We start from the raw sequence: 22,956 nt of genomic DNA, 5'->3' as shown, positions 1-22,956 counted from the left end.
GATCGCGTCGCGCAGGAGAACGAAGTGGCCGTTTCCAGCCGGCTAGAGGACGTCCTGCCGGAGGTAGATCGGCATCGAGTCCTCCCAGAGGCTGTCGGTCAGCATCCGCTGGTCGGAGCCGCTGTCGCTCATGCTGAAGATCTGGCCGTACGGCTGGAAGGTGTCGTCGTACAGCGCCGCTTCCTCCCGGAAGCCGTACATGCCGCTGCTGTAGAGGATGCGCCCGTCGTAGTTCCAGACGGCGTGGCCTTCGTTCGCGCCGCTGCTGGTGAGGACACGCAGTTCGCGGCCGTCGGGGCGGATGGTGCACACGTCGAAATTGGTGTCGCTCGTCCTGCGGGTGAACAGGATGCGCTCGCCGTCCGGGGACCAGTCGGGCAGGTTGTCGGACTCGGTGGTGAGGACGCGCGTGGCACCCGTTCTGAGGTCGAGGACGCGCAGGCCCATGTCCTCGCCCCAGACCCGGTAGACGATCTCGTTGCCGTCGGCGGAGTAGCTCGGGAAGCCGGCATTGGTGGAGCCGTCGGTGAGCGGCTCCCACGTCGAGCCGTCACTGCGCACCCGCGCCACGACGGCCGTGGTCTCCGCACGCTCCTGGAACCAGCCGCCCAGGCCGAACGCGAGCCATTCGCCGTCCGGCGACCAGGTGGGCCGGAAGGCGCCCGCCAGGCCGTGCGCGACCATCGTCGGGTCGAGGTCGGAGTCGCTCGTGTTGAAGACGATCCGCTGGTCGGTGCCGTCCGGGTTCATGGTGACGATCGAGGAGTTGCCGAGCTGCTTGCTCGTGATCGCCAGGCGACCCTGCCCTGACAGGACGGGGAACACGTCGCAGAACCGGTAGTCCCAGTCCGAGCTCCAGCTGTAGAGGTTCGCGTCGAGGGCGCGCGTGGTGTAGTCGAGCTTCTCGTAGACGACCGAGTCGCCGTCGGGCGACCAGACCGGCGAGCGCAGCGTCCGCTTCACCGGCGGCCGGCCCGAGGTGTAGGCGAGCCCCTCGTCGGCGCCGCCCTTGACGAGGTAGCCGATCTCGGTGGCGGTCACGTACTGGGGCGCGACCTTCAGGTTGGGGCCGGACGTGTGCTCGGTGCGGGCGCCGGTCGCGACGTCGACCGAGACGATCTGGGATTCGACCCGCCCGATGTACTCGGGGCGGTGGGCGCCCCAGGTCCCTTCGGTGGTGATCTCGTAGAAGACGATCCGGCCGCCGTCCGGCGACCACCTCGGGGACCCGAGGCAGTAGCCCTCCCTGGTGGCGACCTGGCGGAAGCCGCTGCCGTCCGGGCGGATGACGTAGATGCTGAGTTCCTGCGTGTGCTCCCAGCCGCGGCCGTTGTCGTGCCCGCGCCAGGACGTGTTGCGGTCGCTGGAGAAGGCGATCCACCGGCCGTCGGGCGACCAGGACGGGCGGAAATGCCCGTCGGGGCTCGCGGGATCACCGGCGACGCCCGAGCCGCCGGTCAGGCGGCGGAGCCCGTTGGTGCGCAGGTCGAGTACCCAGATGTGCGCCTTGTGGTCCCCGCGCGTCGACACGAACGCCAGCTTGCGCCCGTCCGGTGACAGGACGCCGGCATCGTTCATCGCCCCGCCGACCACGAGCGGCCGGAGGTCGTCGCCGTCGATGCCGGCCCGGTAGATGCAGGAGTTCCCGTCGCCCGTGCGCTCGGAGGTGAAGACCACCGACCGGCCGTCGGCGGAGATGGCGGCGTGGTAGTCGAATCGCGCGTCCGCCAGCAGCTTGCGCTCGTTCGTGCCGTCGATGTTGGAGATGTACAGGTTCGAGGAGGACGGGCCGATCCGGTTCATCAGCATCACGCCCTTCTTGCCGTGCGAGGCGGCCGCCACGGCGAAGGGCTTCGGCAGCAGCGCGGCACCGACCGCCGCGCCGCCGGCCGCCAGGAACGTCCGGCGTCTCATACTGGTCTCCATCGCTCCACCAGCTCCTTTCGCGGAACCACTGAGTCCCGCCGTCGATGCGCCTGCCGCGGGGTCAGGCCGTCTCCGCCGCCGGGCGGCGGCGGGTGCTGAGCCCGAGCCGCCTGAGGGCGAGCTCGTCGAGCCAGCCGAGCAGCCCGTTCAGGGCGAGCGTCATCGTGATCAGGACGATCAGCCCGGCGAACTCGTCCGGCGCGTTGAGGTTCGTCGCCGCGGTGAACAGCTGGTGGCCGATGCCGTTCGTCGAGGCGATGAACTCGGCGCCGATGACGCCGAGGATGGCGAGCGGGCCGCCGGTCTTGACCCCGGCGAAGAACGGCGCGGCGAGCGTCGGGATGGTCACGTAGCTGAGGACGTGATGCCGGCGTCCGCCCATCACCTGGACGATCTCGACCAGCTCACGCTCGCGCAGGCGCACGCCGAGGTAGACGTTGTAGAAGACGACGAACGCGACGCCCATGACCGCTATCGCGATCTTCGACCAGGCGCCGATGCCGAAGAACAGCAGGAACAGGGGCGCGAGCGCGATCTTCGGGATGCCGTTCACGGCCGCGATGAGCGGCTCGAACACGCGGCCGGCGAGCGGGAACGAGGCGAGCAGCAGGCCCAGCACGGTGCCGAGCACGACCCCGATGCCGAACCCGGCCGCGACCTCGATCGCGGTCACCTTGATGTCGGTCCACCCGGCCGACGAGCCGAGCATGGTCACCAGGGCGTCGAAGACCTCGGTCGGCTTCCCCACGGCGTACTCGGGAAGGACCGGCCCGCTCATCACCTGCCAGAGGACCAGCGCCAGGAGGATCACGCCGACGCGCAGCCCGGTCACCAGGATCGCGTCCCGCCAGCGGCCCGCCCCGCCCTCGGCCGCGACCGTCTGGTCGTTCTCCTGCCCGGCCTTGGCGGCGGTACGGGTCACCATCGGCCGTCCCTTTCCTTCACCGGCCGCCTCACGACCGGCCGCCTCACGACTGACCGCCTTCCGTTACGTACTGGTTGGTCCAGTCGTCCTTGGTGACCTTGGTCTCCGCGGAGCCCTCCCCGAGCGAGTGGACGAAAGCGGCGGTCTTCGTCCACCCGGCCTGGTCCATCGCGGCGGCCTTCGGCCACTCGACCAGCTCGATGCTGCTCTTCAGCACCGGGTCGGGGATGCCGGACATCGCCTTCCTCGCCACGTTCAGCACCGTGGCGTCGGCGCCGTGGGTGCCCAAGTAGTTCGTCGCCTCCTGGACGGCCGCGACGACCTTCTTGGTGGTCTCGCCGTTGTCGGCGAGGTAGCGCTTGTTCGCCACGAGGAACTCCCCGTATCCGGCCTGCGCGGCGGACCATTCGGGGGCCTTCTTGGGGTCCACCACCACGACGCCGTCACCGTCGTTCTGGATCTGGAGCGGGATCGGCTCAGAGGTGACGAACCAGTCGATCTGGCCGCTGGTCAGCGCGGCCTTGTTGGCGGACGCGCTCGGCAGCGACACCCACTTCACCTTGGTGGGGTCGACGCCCCGCTTCTGGAGGAAGAGACTGGATTCGGCCTTGGTGTTGGGGGAGCTGGCACCGCCCTTCGAGCCGTCCAGCGCCCTGGCCACCTGCTCCCCCGGGGTCTCGGCGGTCAGCCTGTGCGCGTCGGCGAACTTCTTGCTGACGACGAGCCCGAGCGGGTTGCCGCCCCCGGTGAGCGCGACCGCGGTCTCCGGGACCTTCTTGGCGAGGGCGGACATGAAGCCGTTCGGGCTGTTGTTGAGGAACTGGATGGAGCCCGACTGGAGCGCCGCGGTGCCGGTGGACGATGTCACCTGCACCAGCTTGACCTTGACGCCGCGCTTCTCGAAGTAGCCGCCGGACTGGGCCAGCTCCAGGGACATCGAGAAGATGTTGCCGTTGCTGCCGATCGAGACCGTGGTGGACCCTCCGGAGTCCGAGGAGTCGCCGCACGCGGTGAGCAGCGCCGAGCCGAGCAGCAGGGCGGCCGCCGGCGCGAGGACCCGCGGGCGGCGCCGCCGGACGGGACCGCGGCTGGTGGGACCGGTGGGTGAAGAAAGGTTTCTCATGGAGAACTCCTGTGCTGGGGTGGGGAGTTGTCGCTGGGGGACGTGGCCGGCGGGGCCGTCTCTGACGGGGCCTGATGTTCCGGGCCGTCCTGGGGTGCCTGGAGCTGCAGTGCCCGGCGGGCGGAGCCGACGTGGTGGCGCATCGCGGCGATGGCCGCGTCGGGGTTGCGGGTGACGATGGCCAGCAGGATGGCCTGGTGCTCTTCGTACGACCCGGCCCTCGGGTGCTGGGCGGAAAGGTTGCGGTACTGGCGCATGACGAGGGGGTAGAGCAGGGTGTCGTACGCGCGGGCCAGGGTGTGCTGGTGGGCGGCCGCCTTCACCTGCTGGTGGAACCGGCGGTTCCCTTGGGAGTAGACGCTCGCGTCCCCGCGCGCCTTGGCCTCCTCCATCTCCTCCAGCGTTCGGCGCAGCTCGCGGATCTCCTCGTCGGTCGCGCGTTCCGCGGCCTTGCCGGCCAGTGCGGACTCCAGGGTCTCGCGGGCCTCCAGGATGTCGAGGGCCTCCTCGACCGAGAAGCTCCTCGTCCGGACGCCGCGGTTGACCTCGCTGGTGACGTAGCCCTCCTGGGCCAGCTGGACGAGCACCGCCCGCATCGTGCTCCGCGAGACGTTGAACTTGTTGGTGAGATCCGCCTCGGTCAGCCGCGTGCCCGGCGGGATGCTCCCCGACAGCAGCAGCGAGCGCAGGCCCTCGTAGGCCTGGTCGTGCCGGGTCGACGAGGTCCTGCCCGGCGCTGCGGCGCCGGCCTGGCCGTGGTCGCTCACGATGATCACCTGTGTGTGTGGTTGGGAGATACGGCTTGCCCTGGAGTATCTCCGGGCCCGGCGGGGCCGGTTCCGCGCACCGCCGGGCGTGCGGGGTCCGTCAGGTCCGGACGGCGGCGAGCGCCGGGTACAGGCGCCGTGCCGTGCCGGTGAAGATCTCCTCCCGGGCGTCCGCCGGCAGTGCCGCGAGGACGTCCCGGGCGAGGTCCAGCAGCTCCGGCAGGGTCTGCTCGGCGGCCGGGAGGTTGGAGCCCCAGGCGATCCGGCCGGCGCCGAACGCCTCGGCCACCGGATCGAGGAAGGCGTGCGCCCCGTCGCCCGCGTCGCGCAGCCGCTCCAGGTTGCGGTGGGTGAGCTTGAGGTGCAGGCCGGGATGCCGTGCCAGCTCGGCGACGTCCTCGCCGGCTCGGGCGGGCGAGGCGGCGATGCCGGGGTAGCCGATGTGGTCGAGCAGCACCCGGACGCCGGGGAAGCGGTCCAGGACGGAGTGGAGCTGCGTCGTGGCGGGCCCGAGACGCATCTGGAGGCAGACCGTGACGTCCAGCTCCGTGGCCTTCTCCCAGAACGGACGGGTCTCGGGTGCCGCGAACCATTCGCCCTGCGTCGGCACGGTGCTGCCGCTGGTGAACAGCCGGACCCCCGCCAAGCCGCCGTCGCCGACGGCGGAGGCCAGGCGCTCGGCCGCGTCCGGGCGCAGCGGGTCGAAGGTGCCGACGGCGATGAAGCGCCCGGGCCAGCGCTTCGCGCTGTCGAGGACGTAGGAATTGTCGTATCCGTAGGCGGTGGTGGCCTGGACCAGGACGGCCTGGTCGATGCCCGCCTCGTCCATGCGGGCCACCATGCCCTCGGCGGTCACCGGCCGGGACGCGGCCCATTCGGACTGCTTCCCGCCGAGCGGCGCCCGCGGGTAGGCCGCCGGGTCGTCGGAGATGATGTGGCAGTGGGCGTCGACGACGTCCATGGTGCTGCTCCTTGTCTGCTTGCCGTGAGAGCTGCCGTTGCCGTGAGAACTGAGCGCCGGCTCGCGGCCGATGGTCAGGCGTCCGGGTAGTCGCCTTCGGCGAACAGCGAGTGCGGGTCGTCGGGGAAGCCGGGGGCGAGCAGCCCCTGCTCGCGGGAGAACCGGACGACGGCGCGCAGGCTCGGCTCGTTGCTCTTGACCCCGTACGGGACGGGGTCCCCGTTGATCTGCCGCGCCTGCCGGGCCAGCCGCGGGACGGCGGACCAGCCGGGGTCCGCGGCCAGGTGCTCGCGCTTGCTGCCGGCCAGCGCCGCATAGAGGGCGGTCGGCAGGCCGGGGTCGCGCTCGACCAGCTCCGCGCGGATCGCGATCAGCGAGTGCAGCGGGTAGATCCCGGTCCGCAGGTACCAGTCCACGCCGATGACGTCGGACTCGGCGAACAGCGGGTAGGAACCCTCCCCGGAGTCCGGCGCGGCGGCGGGCCGGGCCGCCGTCCAGCCGGCCCGGGGCGCGCCGGCGCGGCCGGTGCCGGCGTTCCCGCCGAACGCGGCATCGATCTCCCCCGCGCCGAGCAGCTCGCCCAGGGAGCGCCCGTCGGTGACCCGCTCGGTGTTCGCGGGGGCCCGGCCCTGCACGTGGTCCTCGTCGTCGGTCACCCAGGTGACCTTCGCGATGTCCACGCCGTAGTCGTCCTGCAGGACGCCGCGCACCCACACGCCCGTGCTCACCGAGTACGCGCGGACGCCGACCCGGCGCCCCTCCAGATCGCGGGGCACCCGGATGCCGGAGTGCATCGCGCACCGGACGTCGCCGTGGTGGAACCGCCGGTTGAGGAACACCGGGATCGCGGTGAGCGGCACGCCTTCCTGGCGGGCCATCAGGTAGGACACCGGAGCCAGTTCGCACACGTCGAACTCCAGGTCGCGGATCATCCGGCGGTAGGCGCCGATGATCGGCCTGACCTCCACCGGATCGATCCGGTACCCGCCGACCTGGGCGTCGCCGTCCAGCAGTGCCTTCCCGTGGGGGTACTCCCCGATCGCCACCGAGAGCTTCTCCATCGCCTGCCTTCCATCCGCTGCTTCACACGCCGGTGCCTGGCGGGCCCGCGCCTTGCGGGCCCGTACCTTGCGCGCCCGCGCCTTGCGGGCCCATGCCTTGCCTCGGGGTCAGCCGCCCAGCCGTGCCGGCACCACCCCGAGGGCCGCGCAGGACCGCGACACCAGCTCGTCGAACTCCACCGCGCGGGGAAGCACCTCCTGCTCCAGCGCGTACGCCGCGGCCTGCGAGAGGGGTCCGCGCAGCGCCTCGAAGCCCACCGGGTTCAGGTCCGCCGACCCCGGCCGCGCGGCATCCGCGACCGCGGCGCTCATCGCGTCGTAGGCGGCGCAGATCGCGGCGGAGTGCTCCTTGGCGGCGGCCTCGGCCACGCCGATGACGTGGTTGATCGGGGCGAAGCCCTTGTCGCGCGACCACTGCGCGGCGACGTCGCCAGCGTCCGCGACGGCGGTGCGGATCCGATCGTCGGACGGGAGCTCGTTGCCCATGATCGCGAAGTCGAGGCGGCCTTCGAGAAAGTCGGCCTGCAGCCGGGTTCCCTCGGGGGCGCGCTTCACCCACGCCGGGTCCTCGTACCGGTCGACGTGGGCGTCCTCGTAGGTCACCCAGTCGACCTTCCGCAGGTCGACCCCGTACTGCTCAGCGAGGAAGCCCCGCAGCCACACCCCGGTCGTCTGGCTCCACGAGCGGACGCCGACGCTCCCGCCCTCGACGTCCGCGACCGTCAGGTCTCCGCACGTCACCAGGGTCTGGTGCTGGAAGCGGCCGAGCGTGGTGACCGGGAGCAGCACCACCGGCCTCCCGTACGCGGCGGCCTGGAGCAGCGTCACCACCGCCAGCTCGCAGACGTCCGGGGCGCCCGCGTTCACGAAGCCGCGCGACGCCTTGTGCACCGGCCGCACGTCGAGCCGTTCCAGCTCCGTGCCGGTCTCGCGGACGGCCGCCGCCGCGGCGGCCGCGAGATCGTCGCGGCCCAGAACCATTCTCATCGCCAGTCTCCCTCTCGTCCGGCCGGTCGCGCCCGGCCCGCCGCCGGTCCACCGGCGGGCCGCCGGTGGAACCGTTCGTGGTGCTGCCGCAGCAGGTCGATCCCGTAGTCGTTGCCGTTGGGGGTGCGGACGACGGTGTGGATGTGCCGCCGCGACGGAACCTCGTTGTCGAACATCACGCCGGCCTGGTGCTCGAACTCGATGAGGATCACCGGGCTGTGGACGCGGTAGTAGAAGACGTCGCCGGGGTCTCCGGCCCAGGCGAAGCGGGTGTCCTCCTCGTGGGCGCGGACCTCGTCCATCCGGGCCCGGGCGTGCCCGTCGGCGGCCCGGTTCACGTACATGCCGATGAGGTCCGCCGCGATCGCGCGCTGCCCCGGTGTCATCTCGCCCATCGGCAGGCCCCGGTAGTCCAGCTCGAAGTTGTCGCGGAACGCGCCGGCGAACAGCTCGGGCGGCAGCTCGTCGGCGATCAGCGTCCGTTCCCGCTGGCGGGCGTTCAGGCTGGTGAACAGTTCCCGCCCGAGGGCCTCCTCCCGCCGGAACGCGGCGGTCCCGGCGTACCTGCCGGCCTCGGCCGCCACCGGCTCGGCGCCGAGGAACGCCGGCGTGAGAACCATGTGGCCGCCGACGAAGACGCAGTTGACGCACACGTGGTGGCCGTCGAGCTGCCAGCCCCACGGCCCGCCGCTCTCGGGCTCCCCGTAGAGGCTGAACCAGTACAGCCACTCGTTGAGCAGGTCCTCTTCGCCGCGCAGCTCACCGATCGTCAGGTTGAGGCGCATCAGGTCGAGGACCTGGCCGGCCCCGTACTCGCTGAGGCTCGCGCGGACGAGCGCGAGGGCCCGGTGCCGCTTCTCCTCGTCGAGGTCCTCCAGGCACAGGCCGTGCCGCAGGAAGTACCGCGCCCCGTTCGCCCAGTGGCGCCAGGTGACGTCGTCCATCGCGAAGCGGGCTTCGGCCAGCTCAACCGGGGAGAGCACGGCCAGGTACTCTTCGGCGGCCCGGCGCATCACGCGGTCGCCGGGGCCCGTGTCGCGCAGCGGGAACAGCCCCGGACGCACCCCGTCCGATCCGGCCACGCCGCGGAACGGCTCCGCCGCCGCGCGCCGCCGCCACTCGATCTTCTCCAGCAGGGCGGGCGTGAGCTCGTCCGGCCGCCGGGTGGGGGCGTAGGGCCGGTACCGCAATCCCGTCATCTCGGGGCCTCCTCATGCCCGTGCACGGCGCGGCGTCCGCCGGCGCTCGTTTCGTCCGTGCCTTTCACCGGTCGAGGAACCCGCTTTCCCTCTCGATGGCGCCGATGTCGACCGGCGACCGCACGACCTGCTGTTCGAGGGCGTACCGGCCCGCCACGTCCAGGCACCTGAGCAGCGGCTCGGTCCAGCCGGCCGCGACCGCGCGTCCGCCCGGCGAGCCGTCGCGTTCCCCGGCCGTGGCGGCGATCGCCTCCGCGAGGGCGCGGTACAGCGCGGCCACCGCGTCCGGCGCGGACCGGACGGCGTCGTCGCTCGCCACGACCAGGTGGTTCACCGGGACGGCGCCGTGCCGCTTCTCCCAGGCGCGCTCCGCCTCCTCCGCGTCCGGGACTATCGGGACCAGCCCCGCGCCCTGCCCGCCGATCGCGCGCGGCCCGAGCACCGCGGCGTCGGCGTCCCCGGCGCGCAGCAGGTCCACGACGCGCTCCGCCGCGCAGAGCCGCACGTTCGGCGGGTTCCGGTACTGCGCGACGTGCGGCTCCTCCGTGGTCATCCAGGTGACGTCCGAAGCATCGACCCCGAAGTCCTCGCGGAGGATCCCGCGCACCCACAGGCCGGTGGTCTGGCTGTAGGCGCGGACGGCGACCCGCCGGCCGGGCAGGTCGCGGGGCGACAGGCCGGGACCGTCCGGCAGCCGGGTCAGGGACCGGTGGTGCCCGCTGCCGACCATCACCACCGGGAGCAGCCTGACCGGGACGCCGGCCTCCCGCGCCTGGAGGTAGGTGGCCACCGGCATCTCGCAGACGTCGTACTCCAGGTTCCGGACCATCCGGGCGAAGGCGGCATGCAGCGGGGACGACTCGGTGAAGTGGCAGTCGACGCCGTCGACGGGGATCGTCCGCTCCTTGAGCGGCCGCGTGTGGGGGTAGTTCCCGAGTTGCACCTTGAGGGACGTCATCTCACACGTCCTCGCCGAACCAGAGGCGCCGGTAGGGGACGCTGAGCACCTCGCGGGTGATGCGGACGTCGATGACGGTCGGCCTGGGGTCCGCCACGTACTCGGCCAGGGCCGTGCGGAGCTGCCCGGTGGTGCGGACGGTGGCCCCGCCGCCGCCCAGCGCCACGGCGACGGAGCCCAGCTCCGGGGTGGGGATGGTCGCGAGGCCGGGGTCCAGGCCCGCGGCCTTGGACTTGTGGTACTCGGCGCCCAGCCCCTCGTCGTTCATCACCACCACGAGGACCGGCAGCCCGTACCGGCACGCGGTCTCGAACTCGGGCAGGTGCATCAGGAAGCTGGCATCGCCCTCCACCACGAAGTGGGGCCTGCCGCCGTTCGCGACGATCGTCCCGATGGTCAGCAGCGGGGCCTGGCCGATGGCGCCGAACATGCCGTAGTTGGACAGCACCTCGCGCGACCGCTGGAAGAGCATGGTGCCGAAGTCGACCTGGTGGCCGCTGCCCAGCACGAGACCCATCTCCCCCGGCAGCTCCGAGTCGATGATCTGGATCGCCTCGCGCGGGTCCAGGCGGTCCGGCTCGCGCCTGATGTCGGCCGGGTCCAGCAGCGGAGCGGTCAGCCGGTCGCGCATCTGCTCGGTGTGGAAGCCCTCCAGCCTGACCGAGCGCTCCTCCAGCGCTCGGCTGAGCTCGGTGAGCGCGGTGACCGCGTCGGCCTGGATGTAGCAGTCGGCGACCGCGCCGTTCCCCATGACCAGGTGCGGTGTGGTGTCGATCTGCACGTACCTGGCGTCGGGGAAGAGGTAACCGTGCTCGGTCGTGTAGCCGTTGAGGCTGGCGCCCACCGCGATCACGCAGTCGGCCTCCTGGAGCAGCTCCTGCGCGACCTTGCTGCCGAACAGCCCCGAGATGCCCACATGGAAGTCGGTGTCCGCGCAGAGCCAGTTCTTCGCCTGGAGGGTGGTGGCCAGCAGCGCGCCGGTCTGCTCCTGCAACCGCAGCACCTGCTCGGCCGCGCCGGCGCGGCGTGCTCCCCGGCCGACGATCACGACGACCCGCTTGCTCGCCCCGACCAGGTCGCAGGCCCGCTGGATGCGGGACGGGTCCGGCAGCAGCCGGGGCCGGTCGATCAGGCCGGTCGAGGGGACGTAGGGGCCGGCCTCCTCGAAGGCGCCCTTCTGGACGTCGATCGGCGCGCTCAGCATCACCGGCCGCGACTCGGTCCGCGCCAGGTAGAACGCCCGCTGGACCGCCTCCTCGGCCTGGTCGGGCCGGGACAGGTGGACGAACCCGCACTCGATCGCGGCGGCGAACCGCTGCTGGTCCAGGTACTGGACGGCGTCCCGGTCGCCCCAGGTCGTCTCGCCGCAGAACGCGACCAGCGGCGTCCGGGCGCGGCTGGCGCACACCATCGACGTCGCCAGCTGGGAGACGCCCGGCCCACTCGTCGTCGTCACCACGCCAGGGCGGCCGGCGGCCCGCGCCCACCCGTCCGCCATGCCCAGGCCCGACCCCTCGTGCCGGACCTCGTACAGCCGCACGCCGCGCTGGGCCAGCGCGTTCATCCAGTGCATGTTGGCGTCGCCCATCATGCCGAAGACGTCGCTCGTCCCCTCTTGGACGAACGCCTCGGCGAGCGCTTCGTAGACCTTCACTTCCGGGTCCCTTCGTTCTTCAGGACGTCCTCCAGACGGGCGAACACCCGCAGCGCGTTGCCGCCGTAAACGGCTGCGCGGTCGGCGTCGCTCATGGCGGTGATGGAGTCGAGCTGATACTTGGTGTCGTCGAAGCGGCGCCCGGTCTCGGGGTCCACGCTGCGGACGGCGCCGATCATCTCCGAGGCGAACAGGACGTTCCACGCGGGAATGACGTCCAGCAGCAGTTCCAGGCCGCGCCGGTGATACACGCACGTGTCGAAGAAGACGTTCCGCAGGATCGACTCCTCCAGCGGCGGGCGCCCCTGGTCCTGCATGACGCCCCGGTACCGGCCCCAGTGGTAGGGGACGGCGCCGCCGCCGTGCGGCAGGATGAGCTTGAGGTCCGGGAAGTCGGTGAACAGGTCGGACATGCACAGCTGCATGAACGCCGCCGTGTCGCCGTTGAGGTAGTGCGCGCACGTCCCCTGGACCGAGGGGTTCCGCGACATCGCGACGTGCACCATCGCCGGTACGTCCAGCTCGACCAGCTTTTCGTAGAGCGGGTAGTACACCCTGTCGGTCAGCGGCGGCGCCTGCCAGTACCCGTCGGACGGGTCCGGGTTGAGCAGGCAGCCGACGAACCCGAGTTCCTCGACGCAGCGCTCCAGTTCGGCGGCGGAATTGCGGATCGAGGTCTCCAGGCCGCCGCCGGGTGACTGCGGGAGCTGGCAGACACCGGCGAACCGGCCGGGGAACAGGGCGCACACGCGGCTGATCAGGTCGTTGCTCACCCGCGACCAGTCCAGGCTGGTCCGCTCGTCCCCGTAGTGGTGCGCCATCTTCCCCGCGCCGGGCGAGAACAGCGTCACGTCGGTCCCGCGCTCACGCTGGAGCTTCAGCTGCCCCTGCTCGATCGCGGTCCTGATCTCCTCGTCGCCGATGTCGAGCTCGTCCGGCGACACCCGCGCGCCCGAGTCCTCGAACGCCCGGATCTGCCGTTCCCGCCACGTCCCGAGCGCGGGCGGCGCGGTGGTGAAATGGCCGTGGCAATCGATGACCATCAGGGTTCTCCAAGTTCGTGTGGGGGCGCGGGAGCGGTGACGGGCCCGGTCAGGTGTCGCCGGTGAGCGTCCGGCCCAGCTCCAGGGCCGGGTAGGAGCGGACCGGCGCCGACATCAGGAACCGGTAGCCGTCGTCCAGCACCTGCTTGGCGTTGTCGGCGCTCACGTGCGGATGGCCGACGGCGACACCGCGCTCGGCGCAGACCTCCAGGATCCGGCGCTTGCTCTCCATGACCAGCGGATGCCCGTACTGGCGCGGCACGCCCAGCTCCTGGCTCAGGTCGCCCTCGCCGGGCAGGACCAGGCCGATCCCCGGCACCCGGTCGAGGATGTCCGGCAGGTTCTCGATGCCCCGCTGGTCCTCGATCATGATCGCGACGAGGATCTCCCCGTCCGGATCGAGTGGCCACACGTCGCTTCTGGCGTAGTACTCGCCGTTCGGGACGCCCCAGTAGCGCGCCGCCGCGTTCGGCCCGTCGCCGCGCAGCCCGGCCGGCTCGTAGCGGGGGTCGTCGGGCATCCGGGGATAGCGGCAGGCCGCGACCGCGTTGTACGCCTCGTCCACCGAGGTGATGTGCGGCCACACGATGCCGTAGGCGCCCAGGTCGAGGGCCTGCTTGGCCTGCCACTGCGCCTTCTCGGCGCCGTTGACCGGGATCCGCACCAGAGGCGTCACCGCCGGCGCGAGCCCGCCGGCCTCGAAGATCTGCCGCCGGTTCAGCAGGTACTGGAGGCTGTCGCGCAGCGCGAGGGCGTCCCAGGGCTTGTGCTCGGTCTCGAACACCACGGCGTCGTAGCCGGCGGTGCTGAACTCGACGGCGGCCGCGGGGTCCGCGGACGCGAAGGACGCGAACACGTGCCGTCCCGCGTCCAGCGCGGCGATCACGCTATTGAGCCTGGACACTGCCACTCCCCGTCTCCTTCGACTCCGTCGCGGTGCGTTCTTGTGACCGCGGCCTGCGCCGCGTGAACAGGCGCGCCCACCAGGCGCGCAACCGGCCGAGCGCGCGCGGCCGCGTGGGAGCCTTGGCAGGGGTGGCGGCGGGTTCGGCGCACAGCAGGACGAGCCGCTGGGAGAAGTCCTTCGTCATCCGCGACACGACGGCCCCGGCACCCGCCTCCACCAGCGAGGCGAGCTTGCCGGTGAGCTGGATCTCGCCGTCCATCAGGACCCGCGAATCGTCCGGCCCGTCGCCCTCCACGATCCGGAACGTGGCGTGGGCGGTGAACCGCGTGGCGCGCTGCCCGTCCCGGCCGCGCGCCTCCAGCCGCCCTTCGAGGTCGGACGGGGCCAGCTCCAGGGAGACCCGGGCGGCGAACCGGACGCGCACCGCACCGAACTTCACGACCAGGGTCCCGTCGAACGAGCCGTCGTCGTGGGCCTCCCCCAGCTCGGCCCCGCTGATGCAGGACACGACCTCGGCGGGGTCCGACACGACCTCCCAGACCCGCGCCGGCGGGCTGGGGACCCGGATCTTCTCCTGAACCGATATCAACGCTCCGCCCCTCGCGCCGCGGCGTGGCGGGCTTCCTCATCCGGACCTTCGAGGTCCAGTTCGGACTTGAAGAGGCTCCAGAGGTCGTTGTAGATCTCGGAGAACTCCCGCGACTCGACCAGGGAGCCGATCTTGCGCGGCCGCTCGAAGGGCACCGGCAGCACCTGGCGGATCGTGCCGGGCCCGTCCGACATCACGATGACCTCGTCGGCGAGGTAGATCGCCTCGTTGAGGTCGTGCGTGACGAAGACGAGCGTCCCGTTCTGCTCCTCCCACAGGTCGAGCAGATCCTGCTGGAGCCGCAACCGGGTGATGGCGTCCAGCGGGCCGAACGGCTCGTCCATGAGCACGATGGACGGGTTGTAGATCAGCGCCCGCGCGATCGCGCACCGCTTCTGCATGCCGCCGGACAGCTCCCGGGGGAAGTGGTCCTCGAACCCGGTGAGGCCGACGACCTCGGTCCAGTGGGCGATGCGCTCGGCACGCTCCTCCTTGGGCACCTTCCGGAACTTCAGCGCGAGGCCGATGTTGCCCCGGACGCTCAGCCACGGCAGCAGGTGGGCCTGCTGGGTGACGTAGGCCGCCTCGGAGTTGACTCCGGTGACCGGCTCTCCGTTGAAGAAGACCTCCCCGGCCGTCGGAGAGAGCAGCCCGGCGGCCAGGTTGAGGATGGTGCTCTTGCCGCATCCGCTGGGCCCGATGACCGCGACGAACTTGCCGCGCCCGACCGTGAACGACACGTCCTCGATGGCCGGCCGGCGGCCGCCCGGAAACGCCAGCGTGACGTTTTCGAAGCGGAGGGCCTCGGCGTGCGGATCGCGTGGGTGGGTCAGCAACGTCGTCTCCTTGCCCGGCCTGCGCGGGGCCTGTGCGCTCACGCTGTCAACCTTCCTTGCCGTCGAGCGCTTCGACCGCAGATTGTCCGACAAACAGTGAGGGGAACGTAACAGCGATGCTACATAAGGGCAAGAGTTGCTCCGAGATCTACGATTCATCCTTTTCGGGGTCTCGTGATTGTTGGACAAAGATGGTAAACCTGCGGGGGTGGCGCACCGGGGGACGCCCACGGACTCGAACAGGAAGGGGCTGTCTTCAGATGCGTGATTCCATGCGCGGCGAGGCGTCGGGCGAAGTGGCGTCGCGGCCGTCCCGGCGGCAGGCGCTCGGCACGATGGCGGCGTCCGCCGCCGCGGCCGCCGCGCTGCCGCTCCTCGGCGCCGCGACCGCCGCCGAGGCGGCACCGCGGGCCGCCGGAGCGGCACGCCGGAGAGCGGCGGAGCTCTTCTACACCGGCACCTGGAAAGGCACCCAGATCTACGGGGGGTGGTTCGACCCCGTCCGCGGGACGATGACGCGGATCGGGCCGCTGGCCGAGGTGACCGCGAACTGGGCGGCGGCGCATCCCTCGCGTCCCGTCCTCTACGTCGCCGGCGGGGAGGACGGCGGGGTCGTCCACGTCTTCCGGGTCGACCGGGCGACCGGCGGCCTGGCACCCGCCGGGGAGGTGCACACCGACGGCGGCGGCACCGCGGGCGGCGGCCTGTCGTACATCGGTGTCGACCGCCGGTCGGACACGCTCCTGGTCGCCAACTTCGAGGCCGGCCTGGCCGCGTCGCTCCCGATCGCGCGGGACGGCGGCCTGGGCTCGCCGGTGTCGGTCGTCCATGACACCGGCTCCGGCCCGAACCCGCGCCAGGCGGCCCCGCACCCGCACGAGGTCGTCGTGGACCCGAGCGGCACGTACGCGCTGGTCGCGGACTTCGGCGCGGACCGCGTCTTCGCCTACCGCTACGACCGCTCGACCGGCGCCATGTCCTACGACGCGAAGACGGGGCCGCGGTCGTTCGCGACGGCTCCGGGCTCGGGCCCGCGCCGCCTCGTCTTCCACCCGAACCGGCGCGACTGCTACCTGCTGAACGAACTGACCGCGGACCTCCAGGCCCTCCACTGGAACCCGCGGCGGGGACGGTTCACGAACCGCCAGATCCTGCCACTCGACTCGCCCGGGTTCGAGGGCGCCAAGAGCGGCGCGGAACTGGCGATCAGCCGCGACGGGCGCTTCGTCTACGCCTCCAGCCGGGGCGAGAACACCCTGGTCGCCTTCTCGGTCGACCGCAGGACCGGGCTGCTCCGGCTCGTCCAGCGGGTTCCCTGCGGCGGTGTGAAGCCGTGGAGCTTCACGCTCCACGAGAGCGGCCGGTGGATGTTCGTCGCCAACCAGGTCAGCGGCACCGTCAACCTCTTCGCCGTCGACCGCCGATCCGGTCGGCTGACCGATACCGGCCGCTCGCTATCGATCCCGAGCCCCGACGGCATCACCTTCTGCTGACGCCCACACCCCACCGTTCGCGGGCCCTCGGACCCATCACGGCCGTCGGCGGGGATGCGTCGAACTGGTGCGCGGAGAGGGCTCGTTGTCAGGTTGCCGGCGCGTCCTCGATGATCCACTGGATCCCATGCGGGACGAGGAAGTCGAGGAAGGCGGTCGAGGGGTAGGCCTGGGCGGGTGCGAGCACTCCCGGCTTGGCGGGTTCGGCGATGAGACGGCGGGCGCCTTCGACGGCGATCACCGCGGTCGTGCCGTAGGTGTCGGGGCCCTGGACGATGCCGCGGGCGCGGCGGCCGTCGATACCGGTGGCGTCGAGCACGTAGGTGAAGTGCTGGGTGCGGCGGCCGTCCCCATCGGGTCCTTCGGGCAGGCTTTCGATGATCTCCGGTGTGAGCGGGGTGTTCAGCCGGTCGCCCAGCGCCGCCTCGGTCAGGCCCTGGACACGCCGGACGCGGATGTGGCGGGGAATGGTCACCACCTCCGGCACAGGGAAGGCCATCACCGGGGTCGCCTCCGACTGTCCGGGCAGCGTGATCGCGGTGCGGCGGGCGGGCACGCCGGGGTGCCAGTCGCCGTCGGTGTAGGCCAGGCCGCCCGCCTTGATGGCGTCGATCGTTTCGACAACCGAGCGCAGCGAGCCGCGCGACATGCCCCCGCCCCCGACGACCACGTGAGTGGTGATGATCTCTTCGACCGGTTCAAGCCGGTCGGCCAGGATGTGGGCCATGAGGTCCACCGGGACGCAGCCGTCGTTGGCGGCGGGTACGACGGTGACGCCGGCGTTCTCCGCCTCCGTGGTGAAGGTGTCGAAGATCTTCTTGACGTAGAGCTGCTCGCCTGAGGTGTCGACGTAGTGGCAGCCGGCGGCGATCGCGGCGCGGACCACGGCCTCACCCGACGAGGTGAACGGTCCGGCGCAGTTGATGACGGCGTCGCAGCCGCGAAACGCGCTCACAAGCGCCTCATGGTCGCTGGCGTCGGCCGAGCGTCGTTCCGCGTCGGGGAGACCGATGGCCGAGGCGGCCTCCTCCAGGCGCGCGCGATTACGTCCGGCCAGGACCGTCTCGATGTCGCGTCGTGCCAGTTCGGTGAGCACGAGCTTGCCCTGGTATCCACTCGCGCCATAAACGGCGATCTTCATGTCATCTCCTCGGGATGGGAGCTGCGCGCTTGCTGGGCTCCACGGGCACAGTAAGGCGCTGACACAAGACGATTGAATGCGTCATACGCTCTGAAGTTTGCGTCATCGTCTTCGCAGAGGCACTCTGGCTGCGTGGACGTTCTGTCTGATGTGGTGAGTGCGGCGCGTACCGGTCGACCCCACTCGGGCCGGGTGACCAGGTCCGCTCCGTTCGCCCAGCGGTTTCCGCCGGTGCCGTCCGCCGGGTTCCACATCGTTCTCCAGGGAACGTGCTGGCTGCTCCCGTCGCGGGGCGAGCCGATCGCCCTCGGGCCGGGCGACGTGGCGTTCCTGCCGCGCGGATCCGCACACGGCCTGGCCGACGAACCGTCCACCCCGGTGAGCGAGCCGCCCACAACGCTCACCGGGGTCCATGATGGCCGCGACGACGAGACCTTGGCCGACCGTCCCCCGACGGTGGTCATGCTCTGCGGCGCCTACCTCCTGGACGGATCCGGGCCGCATCCGCTCCTGAACGACCTGCCCGAGGTCATCCACCTGCCGACGCGGGTAGGGCGCCACAGGGAACTCAGCGCCGCGGTCGAACTCCTCGGCGTGGAACTGGACAGCGACGCCCGCCCAGGCTCCGACACCATCCTGCTCACCCTGCTGGATCTTCTCCTGCTCTACATCCTGCGCGCGTGGTTCGAGGAGCAGCGCGTCTCCGGCCACTCCGCCACCGGGTGGACGGCGGCCCTGCACGACCCCGCCGTCGCCGCCGCCCTCCGCGCCATCCACGGAGACCCCGGCCGGCAATGGACCGTCGAGGAGTTGGGCGCGCAGGCACGCCTGTCCCGCGCCGCCTTCGCCCGGCGGTTCACACATCTGATCGGCCAGCCACCGCTCACCTACCTGACGTGGTGGCGGATGACCACCGCCGCCCGGCTCCTGCGGACCTCCGACGCCCTCGTCAAGACGATCGCCCAGCAGGTCGGCTACAGCTCGCAGCACACCTTCACCCATGCCTTCAAACGCCAGTACGGGTCACCGCCCGCCAGTTACCGGCGCCACGTCGGCTGAAGCACGACGCCCGCTTCGAGCCCGTCGCTCCGCCTCGGCACCGAACCGGCCGCGGACCGCTGCCAGCGCACCTCCGCTACTTGCGACTAATTGGCTAATGCAACTACCTTGCAACAACTCACGCAAGAGCTTCTCTCGCTACCCGGGAGCGGAGTCCCCCACATGCCCCACCTGGTGCTCGAGACCGGACCACAACGTGTCATCGCGGCTTCCAACTTCGTCTACACCCTTGGGAGCGGCCTCTACCTGACAGCCGGGGTCCTGTACTCGCCGACACCCACGGGGCACGCGGTATCTATGCGGCCACCCTCATCATCCAGGCCGTGGCGACAGCCGCTTTCCTGCTGGCCGACAGCTTCTGGCCGTTCGTCCTCGCCGTGGGCGTGGCCACCGGCTCCAAGGCGGCCGGACTGGCCGCACGCAGTCCGCTCATCAGGCACTACGGAGGGACCCGGCCGCAGGAATTCCGCGCCTATCTCCGTGCCGTGACCAATATCGGCATCTCCCTCGGAGCATTGCTCGCGGGCTGGGCCGTTCAGGTCGGCACCCTCCCCGCTTACCGGCTTCTGGTCATCGGCAACGCGATCGCCCTCGCGTCCTCCGCGGCGATCCTGTTCTTGCTGCCGCGGGCGTCACCCGGCCGCACCGTCCGCGGCCCCCGCTTCGCCCTGCAAGACCGGCCCTCCCTTCTCCTCACCGCGCTCGACGGCGTCATGGCCATCCAGTTCAAAGTGCTCACCGTGGCCATCCCCCTCTGGCTCGTGCAAGCCACCGCCGCCCCGCGCTGGCTCGACTCCGGCACCATGGTCATCAACACCGTCATCGTCATCGCCTTCCAGGTGCGAGCCAGCCGCAACATCGATTCACCCGCGGCCAGTGGAACCGCCTACCGCCGATCGGGCGTGGCCTTCCTCGTGTCCTGCTCGCTGATCTCACTATCCGCCGGCATACCGGCCTGGTCGGCCGCAACCCTGCTCATGACCGCGGTGGTGATCCACACGATCGGTGAACTGTGGCACGCCGCAACACGCCACCGGCCAGTACCTGGGCGTGTTCGGCCTGGGCGCCGGGCTGGCCGAATCACTCGGACCGGGTCTGCTCATTTCGCTGTGCATCACCTGGGGACGTCCAGGGTGGTACGTCGTCGGGGCCCTGCTGGCCCTGACCGGTCTGGCCGCACCGCTGGCGATCCGCTGGGCACAACGCCAGCACACTCGCCGGACACACCAAGGTCGCCGAGAACACGCCGGTGCCTGAGCCCGAGGCGTTCGATGAGGCGGATCAGCCGGTCGCCTGGTCGGCGGCCAGCCAGCCGAGGCGCTGGGACATGTTGCGGGCGCAGGTGACGACGGCGCGCACATGGTCGGAGTCGTCGGCGGCGCGCCACAGGATCGACCAGGGGTAGAAGGAGACCGGTTCGGTGAGCGGCCGCCAGATGGTGCCTGGGAGCGCGGAGATGCAGGAGGAGGGCACGCAGTACAGGCAGCGGCCTTGGGCGACCAGAGCGGACGCGGCGTGCACGCTGTCGACGGTGCCTTCGTACACCGTCGGGGTGAAGCCGGCGGCGCGGCACATCTCGACGGTGAACTGGTTGAACTCCGGAGCCTTCATCTCCTCGGCCAGCAGCAGCGGTTCGCGGGCGAGTGCTTCGACCGGCACGGCGTCCAGTTCGGCGAACCGGTGCCCGCGCGGAACCAGGACCCCGAGGCGGTCCTGGCGGAACAGGTGCGAGGCGACCCCGCTCGGCGCCAGGGCGGCACGGCCGATGCCCACGTCCAGGCGCCCGTCGACGAGTCGCTGGTACTGCTCGGGGACGCCGGCCTCCACCTGGTGGATCACCAGGTCCGGGTAGAGCGCCTGAGCCTCGTGCAGGATCTGCGGCATCGAGTCGTAGCTCGCGTCGATGATGCCCACCCGCAGCGCGGGTGAGGTGCCCTGCGCGGTCCGGGCCACCTGTGCGGCGCGCTCCACATGGGCGAGGATCTGCCGGGCCTCGACCAGGAACGCCGCTCCCGCCGAGGTCAGAGCGACATAGTGTGTGGTGCGCTCCAGCAGGCGCACGCCCAGCTCCCGCTCCAGCCGCTGGATCTGCTGGCTCAGCGCCGACTGCACGATGTGTTCGCGAGCCGCCGCGCGGCCGAAGTTCAGCTCCTCGGAGACCGCGACGAAGTAGCGGAGCTGGCGCAGTTCCACATCCCCCACCTTGCTCGCAGAACCTACATCGCAACGAGCTTCTAGAGAGGTTCGCTGACCCAGCGCCAGGCGCCCCCCTTGTGCCGTGCGCGGACGAGCTGCGCGCCGCTGGAGTCGGCGAGTTCGGCGACGGCCCGGATCAGCTGACGGTGGAAGTCTTCGGGCGGGTGGGTGCCGGACGAACCTTTCAGGAGGGTCACACTGACCTTCGCGTCGTCGCGGAGCTGCGCGGTGAGCCGTCCGGTCTCGTCCAAGCGGAGCATCACGATCGCGTCAGCGCGGACCATATCGTGGCCCCCGCCGGCCTCGACCCAGACCTGGGGCACCGTCACACTCATGGATCTCATCTCCTCGGTTGTGACAGTCTCCAAGGCCAACATAAACGCTTCGACCTCACCTCCGTCAGCATCACGGCGACATGCGGGCCTCGCGCCCTGAGCGTCACGACCTCTACGGACGGTTATCGCCCACGCTGATCGAGCTTGCTCGGATCGCTCCTTACGGCCGGCTGTGAGCCGAGGTCAACTGGTATTGGGCGGCGTGGCCAGCACCGCGGTGCTCGGAAAGGGGCCGTCGATGAATCATGAGATGAGAGTCCACGCCATGACCTCGGGTGTGCCCACCAGCCCGAATGGCTCGGCGCCACGCTGTGAGCACGTGGACGGGCTGCCGTCCATAACTCCGCGATCGCGCGGCTGCACCCCATGCGAGGTTGGAGGAGACGGCTGGACGGCCCTTCGGGTCTGTATGACCTGCGGCTGGGTGGCCTGCTCTGACGACTCGCCGCACCGGCACGCCCGTATGCACTACCAGGAGACCGACCACCCGCTCGCCGCCGCCATGGATCCGGGATCCACCTGGAGATGGTGCTACGTCCACGAACGCCTGGTCTGACGGGCCCGGCCACGCGCCTCCCACCCGGCCAAGACCCGCCGGAGCCGATCTACTCACACTGCGAACTCGATTGAGCACTTAGAGTTGTCATTGTGCCAGGGGGCACATGAGCGGCTGTGGGGGAACTGATCAAACCCGAGGACGAGGTGGACCGGAGCGAAGGCTTCGGCGAGCGGCTGCTGGGGCAGTTGCTGGACCGGGCGCACGAGATGCCGCCCCAGCTCATCGCCCCGCTGGTGGCCGAGGAGATACGCGCGATCGGCGGCCGGGACGTCTCGATCCTGCTGCAGGACTACGCCCAGTTGACACTGGTGCCGCTGCCGGGCCGCGGCCTCACCGACTGCGGCCCCCTGCCCTTGGACAGCTCCCCGGCCGGACGCGCGTTCCTGACCGAGACCATCGTCGAGCAACCGCAAACCGACGGTGTGCGCATGTTCCTGCCACTCCTGGACGGCAGCGACGAGATCGGCGTGATGGCCCTGGCCCTGGACAAGGTCGACGACGACGACCGGCGGCTGCTGCGACGGCTCGCCGGCCTGGTCGCCGACATGCTGGTCACCAAGAACCACTACACCGACCAGTTCTTGCGGGCACGACGGCGCGAGCCGATGAGCGTGCCCGCCGAGATCCAATGGTCACTGCTGCCCCCGCTCACCATGACGACACCGCAGGTCGCCGTCGCCGGGATCCTGGAACCCGCCTACAACGTCGCGGGCGACAGCCTCGACTACGCCCTCAACGACGACATCCTGCACCTGGCCATGATCGACGCGATGGGCCACGGCCTCAACGCCGCCGTGCTGGCCACCGTCGCCGTGGGCGCCTACCGGCACGCCAGACGCGGCGAAGCCGCCGAGCTGTACGCGTTGGTGACTCCTCCCCCGGCTGAAGCCGGGGGCTTCTCGCTAACCCTTCCGGGCGTCGCGACGGACCAGCCCGGCCCGTAGAACGTTCACAGCGCCCACTGTGTCCGCGTGCGCTCTGTGGCCGCAGGACTGACAGTAGAACTTCTCCTGGGTGGGCCGGTTCTCCGCTGAGACGTGCCCGCATTCGGGGCATGTCCGGGAGGTGTTGCGGGGGTCCACGGCGATCACTTCCCGTCCGGCGCTTTCAGCCTTGGCGTGCAGGATCGTCAGGAAAACCCCCCATCCGGCGTCGGAGATCGAGCGGTTGAGTCCGGCCTTCGCCGCCGCCCGGTTGGGCAGGAAGCCGCCCGGCTGGTCGGGGTCGGGTTTCGGGG

The 22,956-nt window shown here is 71.0% G+C and carries 23 protein-coding genes; 5 read left to right on the top strand and 18 right to left on the bottom strand.

From position 1 onward, the window contains the following. Positions 1-42 precede the first annotated feature (42 nt). From E1293_RS13045 to E1293_RS12980, 14 genes are all read right to left on the bottom strand, one after another. A complete protein-coding gene (locus E1293_RS13045; protein WP_132197379.1) occupies positions 43-1,926 on the bottom strand; it encodes a PD40 domain-containing protein in 1,884 nt (627 codons plus the stop codon). 61 nt (positions 1,927-1,987) lie between these two features. Then, positions 1,988-2,851: an ABC transporter permease gene (locus E1293_RS13040; RefSeq protein ID WP_132197377.1), complete on the bottom strand. Its 864-nt coding sequence runs from the start codon at positions 2,849-2,851 to the stop codon at positions 1,988-1,990. Positions 2,852-2,894: 43 nt separating this feature from the next. Further along, entirely contained in the window at positions 2,895-3,974 is a 1,080-nt protein-coding gene (locus tag E1293_RS13035) for an ABC transporter substrate-binding protein (protein ID WP_132197375.1), read from the bottom strand. Continuing rightward, positions 3,971-4,741: a GntR family transcriptional regulator gene (locus tag E1293_RS13030; protein WP_132197373.1), complete on the bottom strand. Its 771-nt coding sequence runs from the start codon at positions 4,739-4,741 to the stop codon at positions 3,971-3,973. Before E1293_RS13030 ends, E1293_RS13035 begins: the two co-directional genes overlap by 4 nt. A gap of 100 nt (positions 4,742-4,841) precedes the next feature. Further along, positions 4,842-5,702, bottom strand: coding sequence for an amidohydrolase family protein (locus E1293_RS13025; RefSeq protein WP_132197371.1), 861 nt, complete (start codon positions 5,700-5,702; stop codon positions 4,842-4,844). Between the two features lie 74 nt (positions 5,703-5,776). Beyond that, the gene (locus E1293_RS13020) at positions 5,777-6,763 is read right to left on the bottom strand and encodes an ABC transporter substrate-binding protein (protein WP_132197369.1); all 987 of its coding nucleotides are present in this window, start codon (positions 6,761-6,763) and stop codon (positions 5,777-5,779) included. A gap of 108 nt (positions 6,764-6,871) precedes the next feature. Beyond that, positions 6,872-7,750, bottom strand: coding sequence for a hypothetical protein (locus E1293_RS13015; RefSeq protein ID WP_132197367.1), 879 nt, complete (start codon positions 7,748-7,750; stop codon positions 6,872-6,874). After that, a complete protein-coding gene (locus E1293_RS13010; protein ID WP_132197365.1) occupies positions 7,747-8,949 on the bottom strand; it encodes a DUF3500 domain-containing protein in 1,203 nt (400 codons plus the stop codon). The genes E1293_RS13015 and E1293_RS13010 overlap by 4 nt, the downstream gene beginning before the upstream one ends. A 64-nt stretch (positions 8,950-9,013) precedes the next feature. Beyond that, complete coding sequence (locus tag E1293_RS13005) at positions 9,014-9,907, bottom strand: substrate-binding domain-containing protein (protein ID WP_132197363.1); 894 nt, start codon at positions 9,905-9,907, stop codon at positions 9,014-9,016. 1 nt (position 9,908) lies between these two features. Further along, positions 9,909-11,561 (bottom strand): thiamine pyrophosphate-binding protein, encoded by a 1,653-nt coding sequence (locus tag E1293_RS13000; protein ID WP_132197361.1) that lies wholly within the window; start codon positions 11,559-11,561, stop codon positions 9,909-9,911. Next, complete coding sequence (locus E1293_RS12995) at positions 11,558-12,604, bottom strand: amidohydrolase family protein (RefSeq protein WP_132197359.1); 1,047 nt, start codon at positions 12,602-12,604, stop codon at positions 11,558-11,560. The genes E1293_RS13000 and E1293_RS12995 overlap by 4 nt, the downstream gene beginning before the upstream one ends. Positions 12,605-12,653: 49 nt before the next feature. Beyond that, positions 12,654-13,508: an HpcH/HpaI aldolase family protein gene (locus E1293_RS12990; RefSeq protein ID WP_165978192.1), complete on the bottom strand. Its 855-nt coding sequence runs from the start codon at positions 13,506-13,508 to the stop codon at positions 12,654-12,656. Continuing rightward, the gene (locus E1293_RS12985; protein WP_132197355.1) at positions 13,492-14,100 is read right to left on the bottom strand and encodes an SRPBCC domain-containing protein; all 609 of its coding nucleotides are present in this window, start codon (positions 14,098-14,100) and stop codon (positions 13,492-13,494) included. Before E1293_RS12985 ends, E1293_RS12990 begins: the two co-directional genes overlap by 17 nt. Beyond that, complete coding sequence (locus tag E1293_RS12980) at positions 14,097-14,978, bottom strand: ABC transporter ATP-binding protein (RefSeq protein WP_207938830.1); 882 nt, start codon at positions 14,976-14,978, stop codon at positions 14,097-14,099. Before E1293_RS12980 ends, E1293_RS12985 begins: the two co-directional genes overlap by 4 nt. A 218-nt stretch (positions 14,979-15,196) precedes the next feature. On the opposite strand from E1293_RS12980, the gene E1293_RS12975 reads away from it, so the two are divergent. Continuing rightward, positions 15,197-16,429 carry a lactonase family protein gene (locus E1293_RS12975; RefSeq protein WP_207938829.1) on the top strand — a complete coding sequence of 411 codons (1,233 nt, stop codon included), beginning with the start codon at positions 15,197-15,199 and terminating at the stop codon, positions 16,427-16,429. An 88-nt stretch (positions 16,430-16,517) separates the two neighbouring features. On the opposite strand, the gene E1293_RS12970 is transcribed toward E1293_RS12975, so the two are convergent. After that, a complete protein-coding gene (locus E1293_RS12970; RefSeq protein WP_132197353.1) occupies positions 16,518-17,570 on the bottom strand; it encodes a saccharopine dehydrogenase family protein in 1,053 nt (350 codons plus the stop codon). Positions 17,571-17,702: 132 nt separating this feature from the next. On the opposite strand from E1293_RS12970, the gene E1293_RS12965 reads away from it, so the two are divergent. Together E1293_RS12965 and E1293_RS12960 are read left to right on the top strand one after the other, a co-directional pair. After that, entirely contained in the window at positions 17,703-18,629 is a 927-nt protein-coding gene (locus tag E1293_RS12965) for an AraC family transcriptional regulator (RefSeq protein WP_132197351.1), read from the top strand. A gap of 323 nt (positions 18,630-18,952) precedes the next feature. Beyond that, entirely contained in the window at positions 18,953-19,975 is a 1,023-nt protein-coding gene (locus tag E1293_RS12960; RefSeq protein ID WP_207938828.1) for an MFS transporter, read from the top strand. On the opposite strand, the gene E1293_RS12955 is transcribed toward E1293_RS12960, so the two are convergent. Together E1293_RS12955 and E1293_RS12950 are read right to left on the bottom strand one after the other, a co-directional pair. Then, the gene (locus E1293_RS12955) at positions 19,911-20,822 is read right to left on the bottom strand and encodes a LysR family transcriptional regulator (RefSeq protein ID WP_132197349.1); all 912 of its coding nucleotides are present in this window, start codon (positions 20,820-20,822) and stop codon (positions 19,911-19,913) included. The genes E1293_RS12960 and E1293_RS12955 overlap by 65 nt on opposite strands. A 41-nt stretch (positions 20,823-20,863) precedes the next feature. Further along, positions 20,864-21,160, bottom strand: a complete 297-nt coding sequence (locus tag E1293_RS12950) for a hypothetical protein (protein WP_132197347.1) — start codon at positions 21,158-21,160, stop codon at positions 20,864-20,866. 238 nt (positions 21,161-21,398) lie between these two features. Between E1293_RS12950 and E1293_RS50180 the strand changes: the two genes are divergently transcribed. Both E1293_RS50180 and E1293_RS12940 read left to right on the top strand, forming a co-directional pair. Then, positions 21,399-21,716 (top strand): UBP-type zinc finger domain-containing protein, encoded by a 318-nt coding sequence (locus E1293_RS50180; RefSeq protein ID WP_341770185.1) that lies wholly within the window; start codon positions 21,399-21,401, stop codon positions 21,714-21,716. A gap of 116 nt (positions 21,717-21,832) precedes the next feature. Then, positions 21,833-22,663: a PP2C family protein-serine/threonine phosphatase gene (locus E1293_RS12940; protein ID WP_207938827.1), complete on the top strand. Its 831-nt coding sequence runs from the start codon at positions 21,833-21,835 to the stop codon at positions 22,661-22,663. Here E1293_RS12940 and E1293_RS12935 read toward each other — a convergent pair. Further along, on the bottom strand, positions 22,622-22,956 hold a 335-nt coding region (locus tag E1293_RS12935; protein WP_132197343.1), incomplete at its 5' end, for an RNA-guided endonuclease InsQ/TnpB family protein. The two genes, E1293_RS12940 and E1293_RS12935, sit on opposite strands and share 42 nt — an antisense overlap.

The organism is Actinomadura darangshiensis, assembly GCF_004349235.1.
In the GTDB taxonomy this organism is placed as follows: domain Bacteria; phylum Actinomycetota; class Actinomycetes; order Streptosporangiales; family Streptosporangiaceae; genus Spirillospora; species Spirillospora darangshiensis.
This window is presented reverse-complemented; position numbering and strand designations above follow the sequence as displayed.

Coding starts and splice junctions, on each gene's coding strand:
- E1293_RS13045 (WP_132197379.1), bottom strand. CDS start 1,926: ATGGAGACCAGTATGAGACGCCGGACGTTCCTGGCGGCCGGCGGCGCG.
- E1293_RS13040 (WP_132197377.1), bottom strand. CDS start 2,851: ATGGTGACCCGTACCGCCGCCAAGGCCGGGCAGGAGAACGACCAGACG.
- E1293_RS13035 (WP_132197375.1), bottom strand. CDS start 3,974: ATGAGAAACCTTTCTTCACCCACCGGTCCCACCAGCCGCGGTCCCGTC.
- E1293_RS13025 (WP_132197371.1), bottom strand. CDS start 5,702: ATGGACGTCGTCGACGCCCACTGCCACATCATCTCCGACGACCCGGCG.
- E1293_RS13020 (WP_132197369.1), bottom strand. CDS start 6,763: ATGGAGAAGCTCTCGGTGGCGATCGGGGAGTACCCCCACGGGAAGGCA.
- E1293_RS13015 (WP_132197367.1), bottom strand. CDS start 7,750: ATGAGAATGGTTCTGGGCCGCGACGATCTCGCGGCCGCCGCGGCGGCG.
- E1293_RS13010 (WP_132197365.1), bottom strand. CDS start 8,949: ATGACGGGATTGCGGTACCGGCCCTACGCCCCCACCCGGCGGCCGGAC.
- E1293_RS13005 (WP_132197363.1), bottom strand. CDS start 9,907: ATGACGTCCCTCAAGGTGCAACTCGGGAACTACCCCCACACGCGGCCG.
- E1293_RS12995 (WP_132197359.1), bottom strand. CDS start 12,604: ATGGTCATCGATTGCCACGGCCATTTCACCACCGCGCCGCCCGCGCTC.
- E1293_RS12975 (WP_207938829.1), top strand. CDS start 15,197: ATGCGTGATTCCATGCGCGGCGAGGCGTCGGGCGAAGTGGCGTCGCGG.
- E1293_RS12970 (WP_132197353.1), bottom strand. CDS start 17,570: ATGAAGATCGCCGTTTATGGCGCGAGTGGATACCAGGGCAAGCTCGTG.
- E1293_RS12950 (WP_132197347.1), bottom strand. CDS start 21,160: ATGAGTGTGACGGTGCCCCAGGTCTGGGTCGAGGCCGGCGGGGGCCAC.
- E1293_RS50180 (WP_341770185.1), top strand. CDS start 21,399: ATGAATCATGAGATGAGAGTCCACGCCATGACCTCGGGTGTGCCCACC.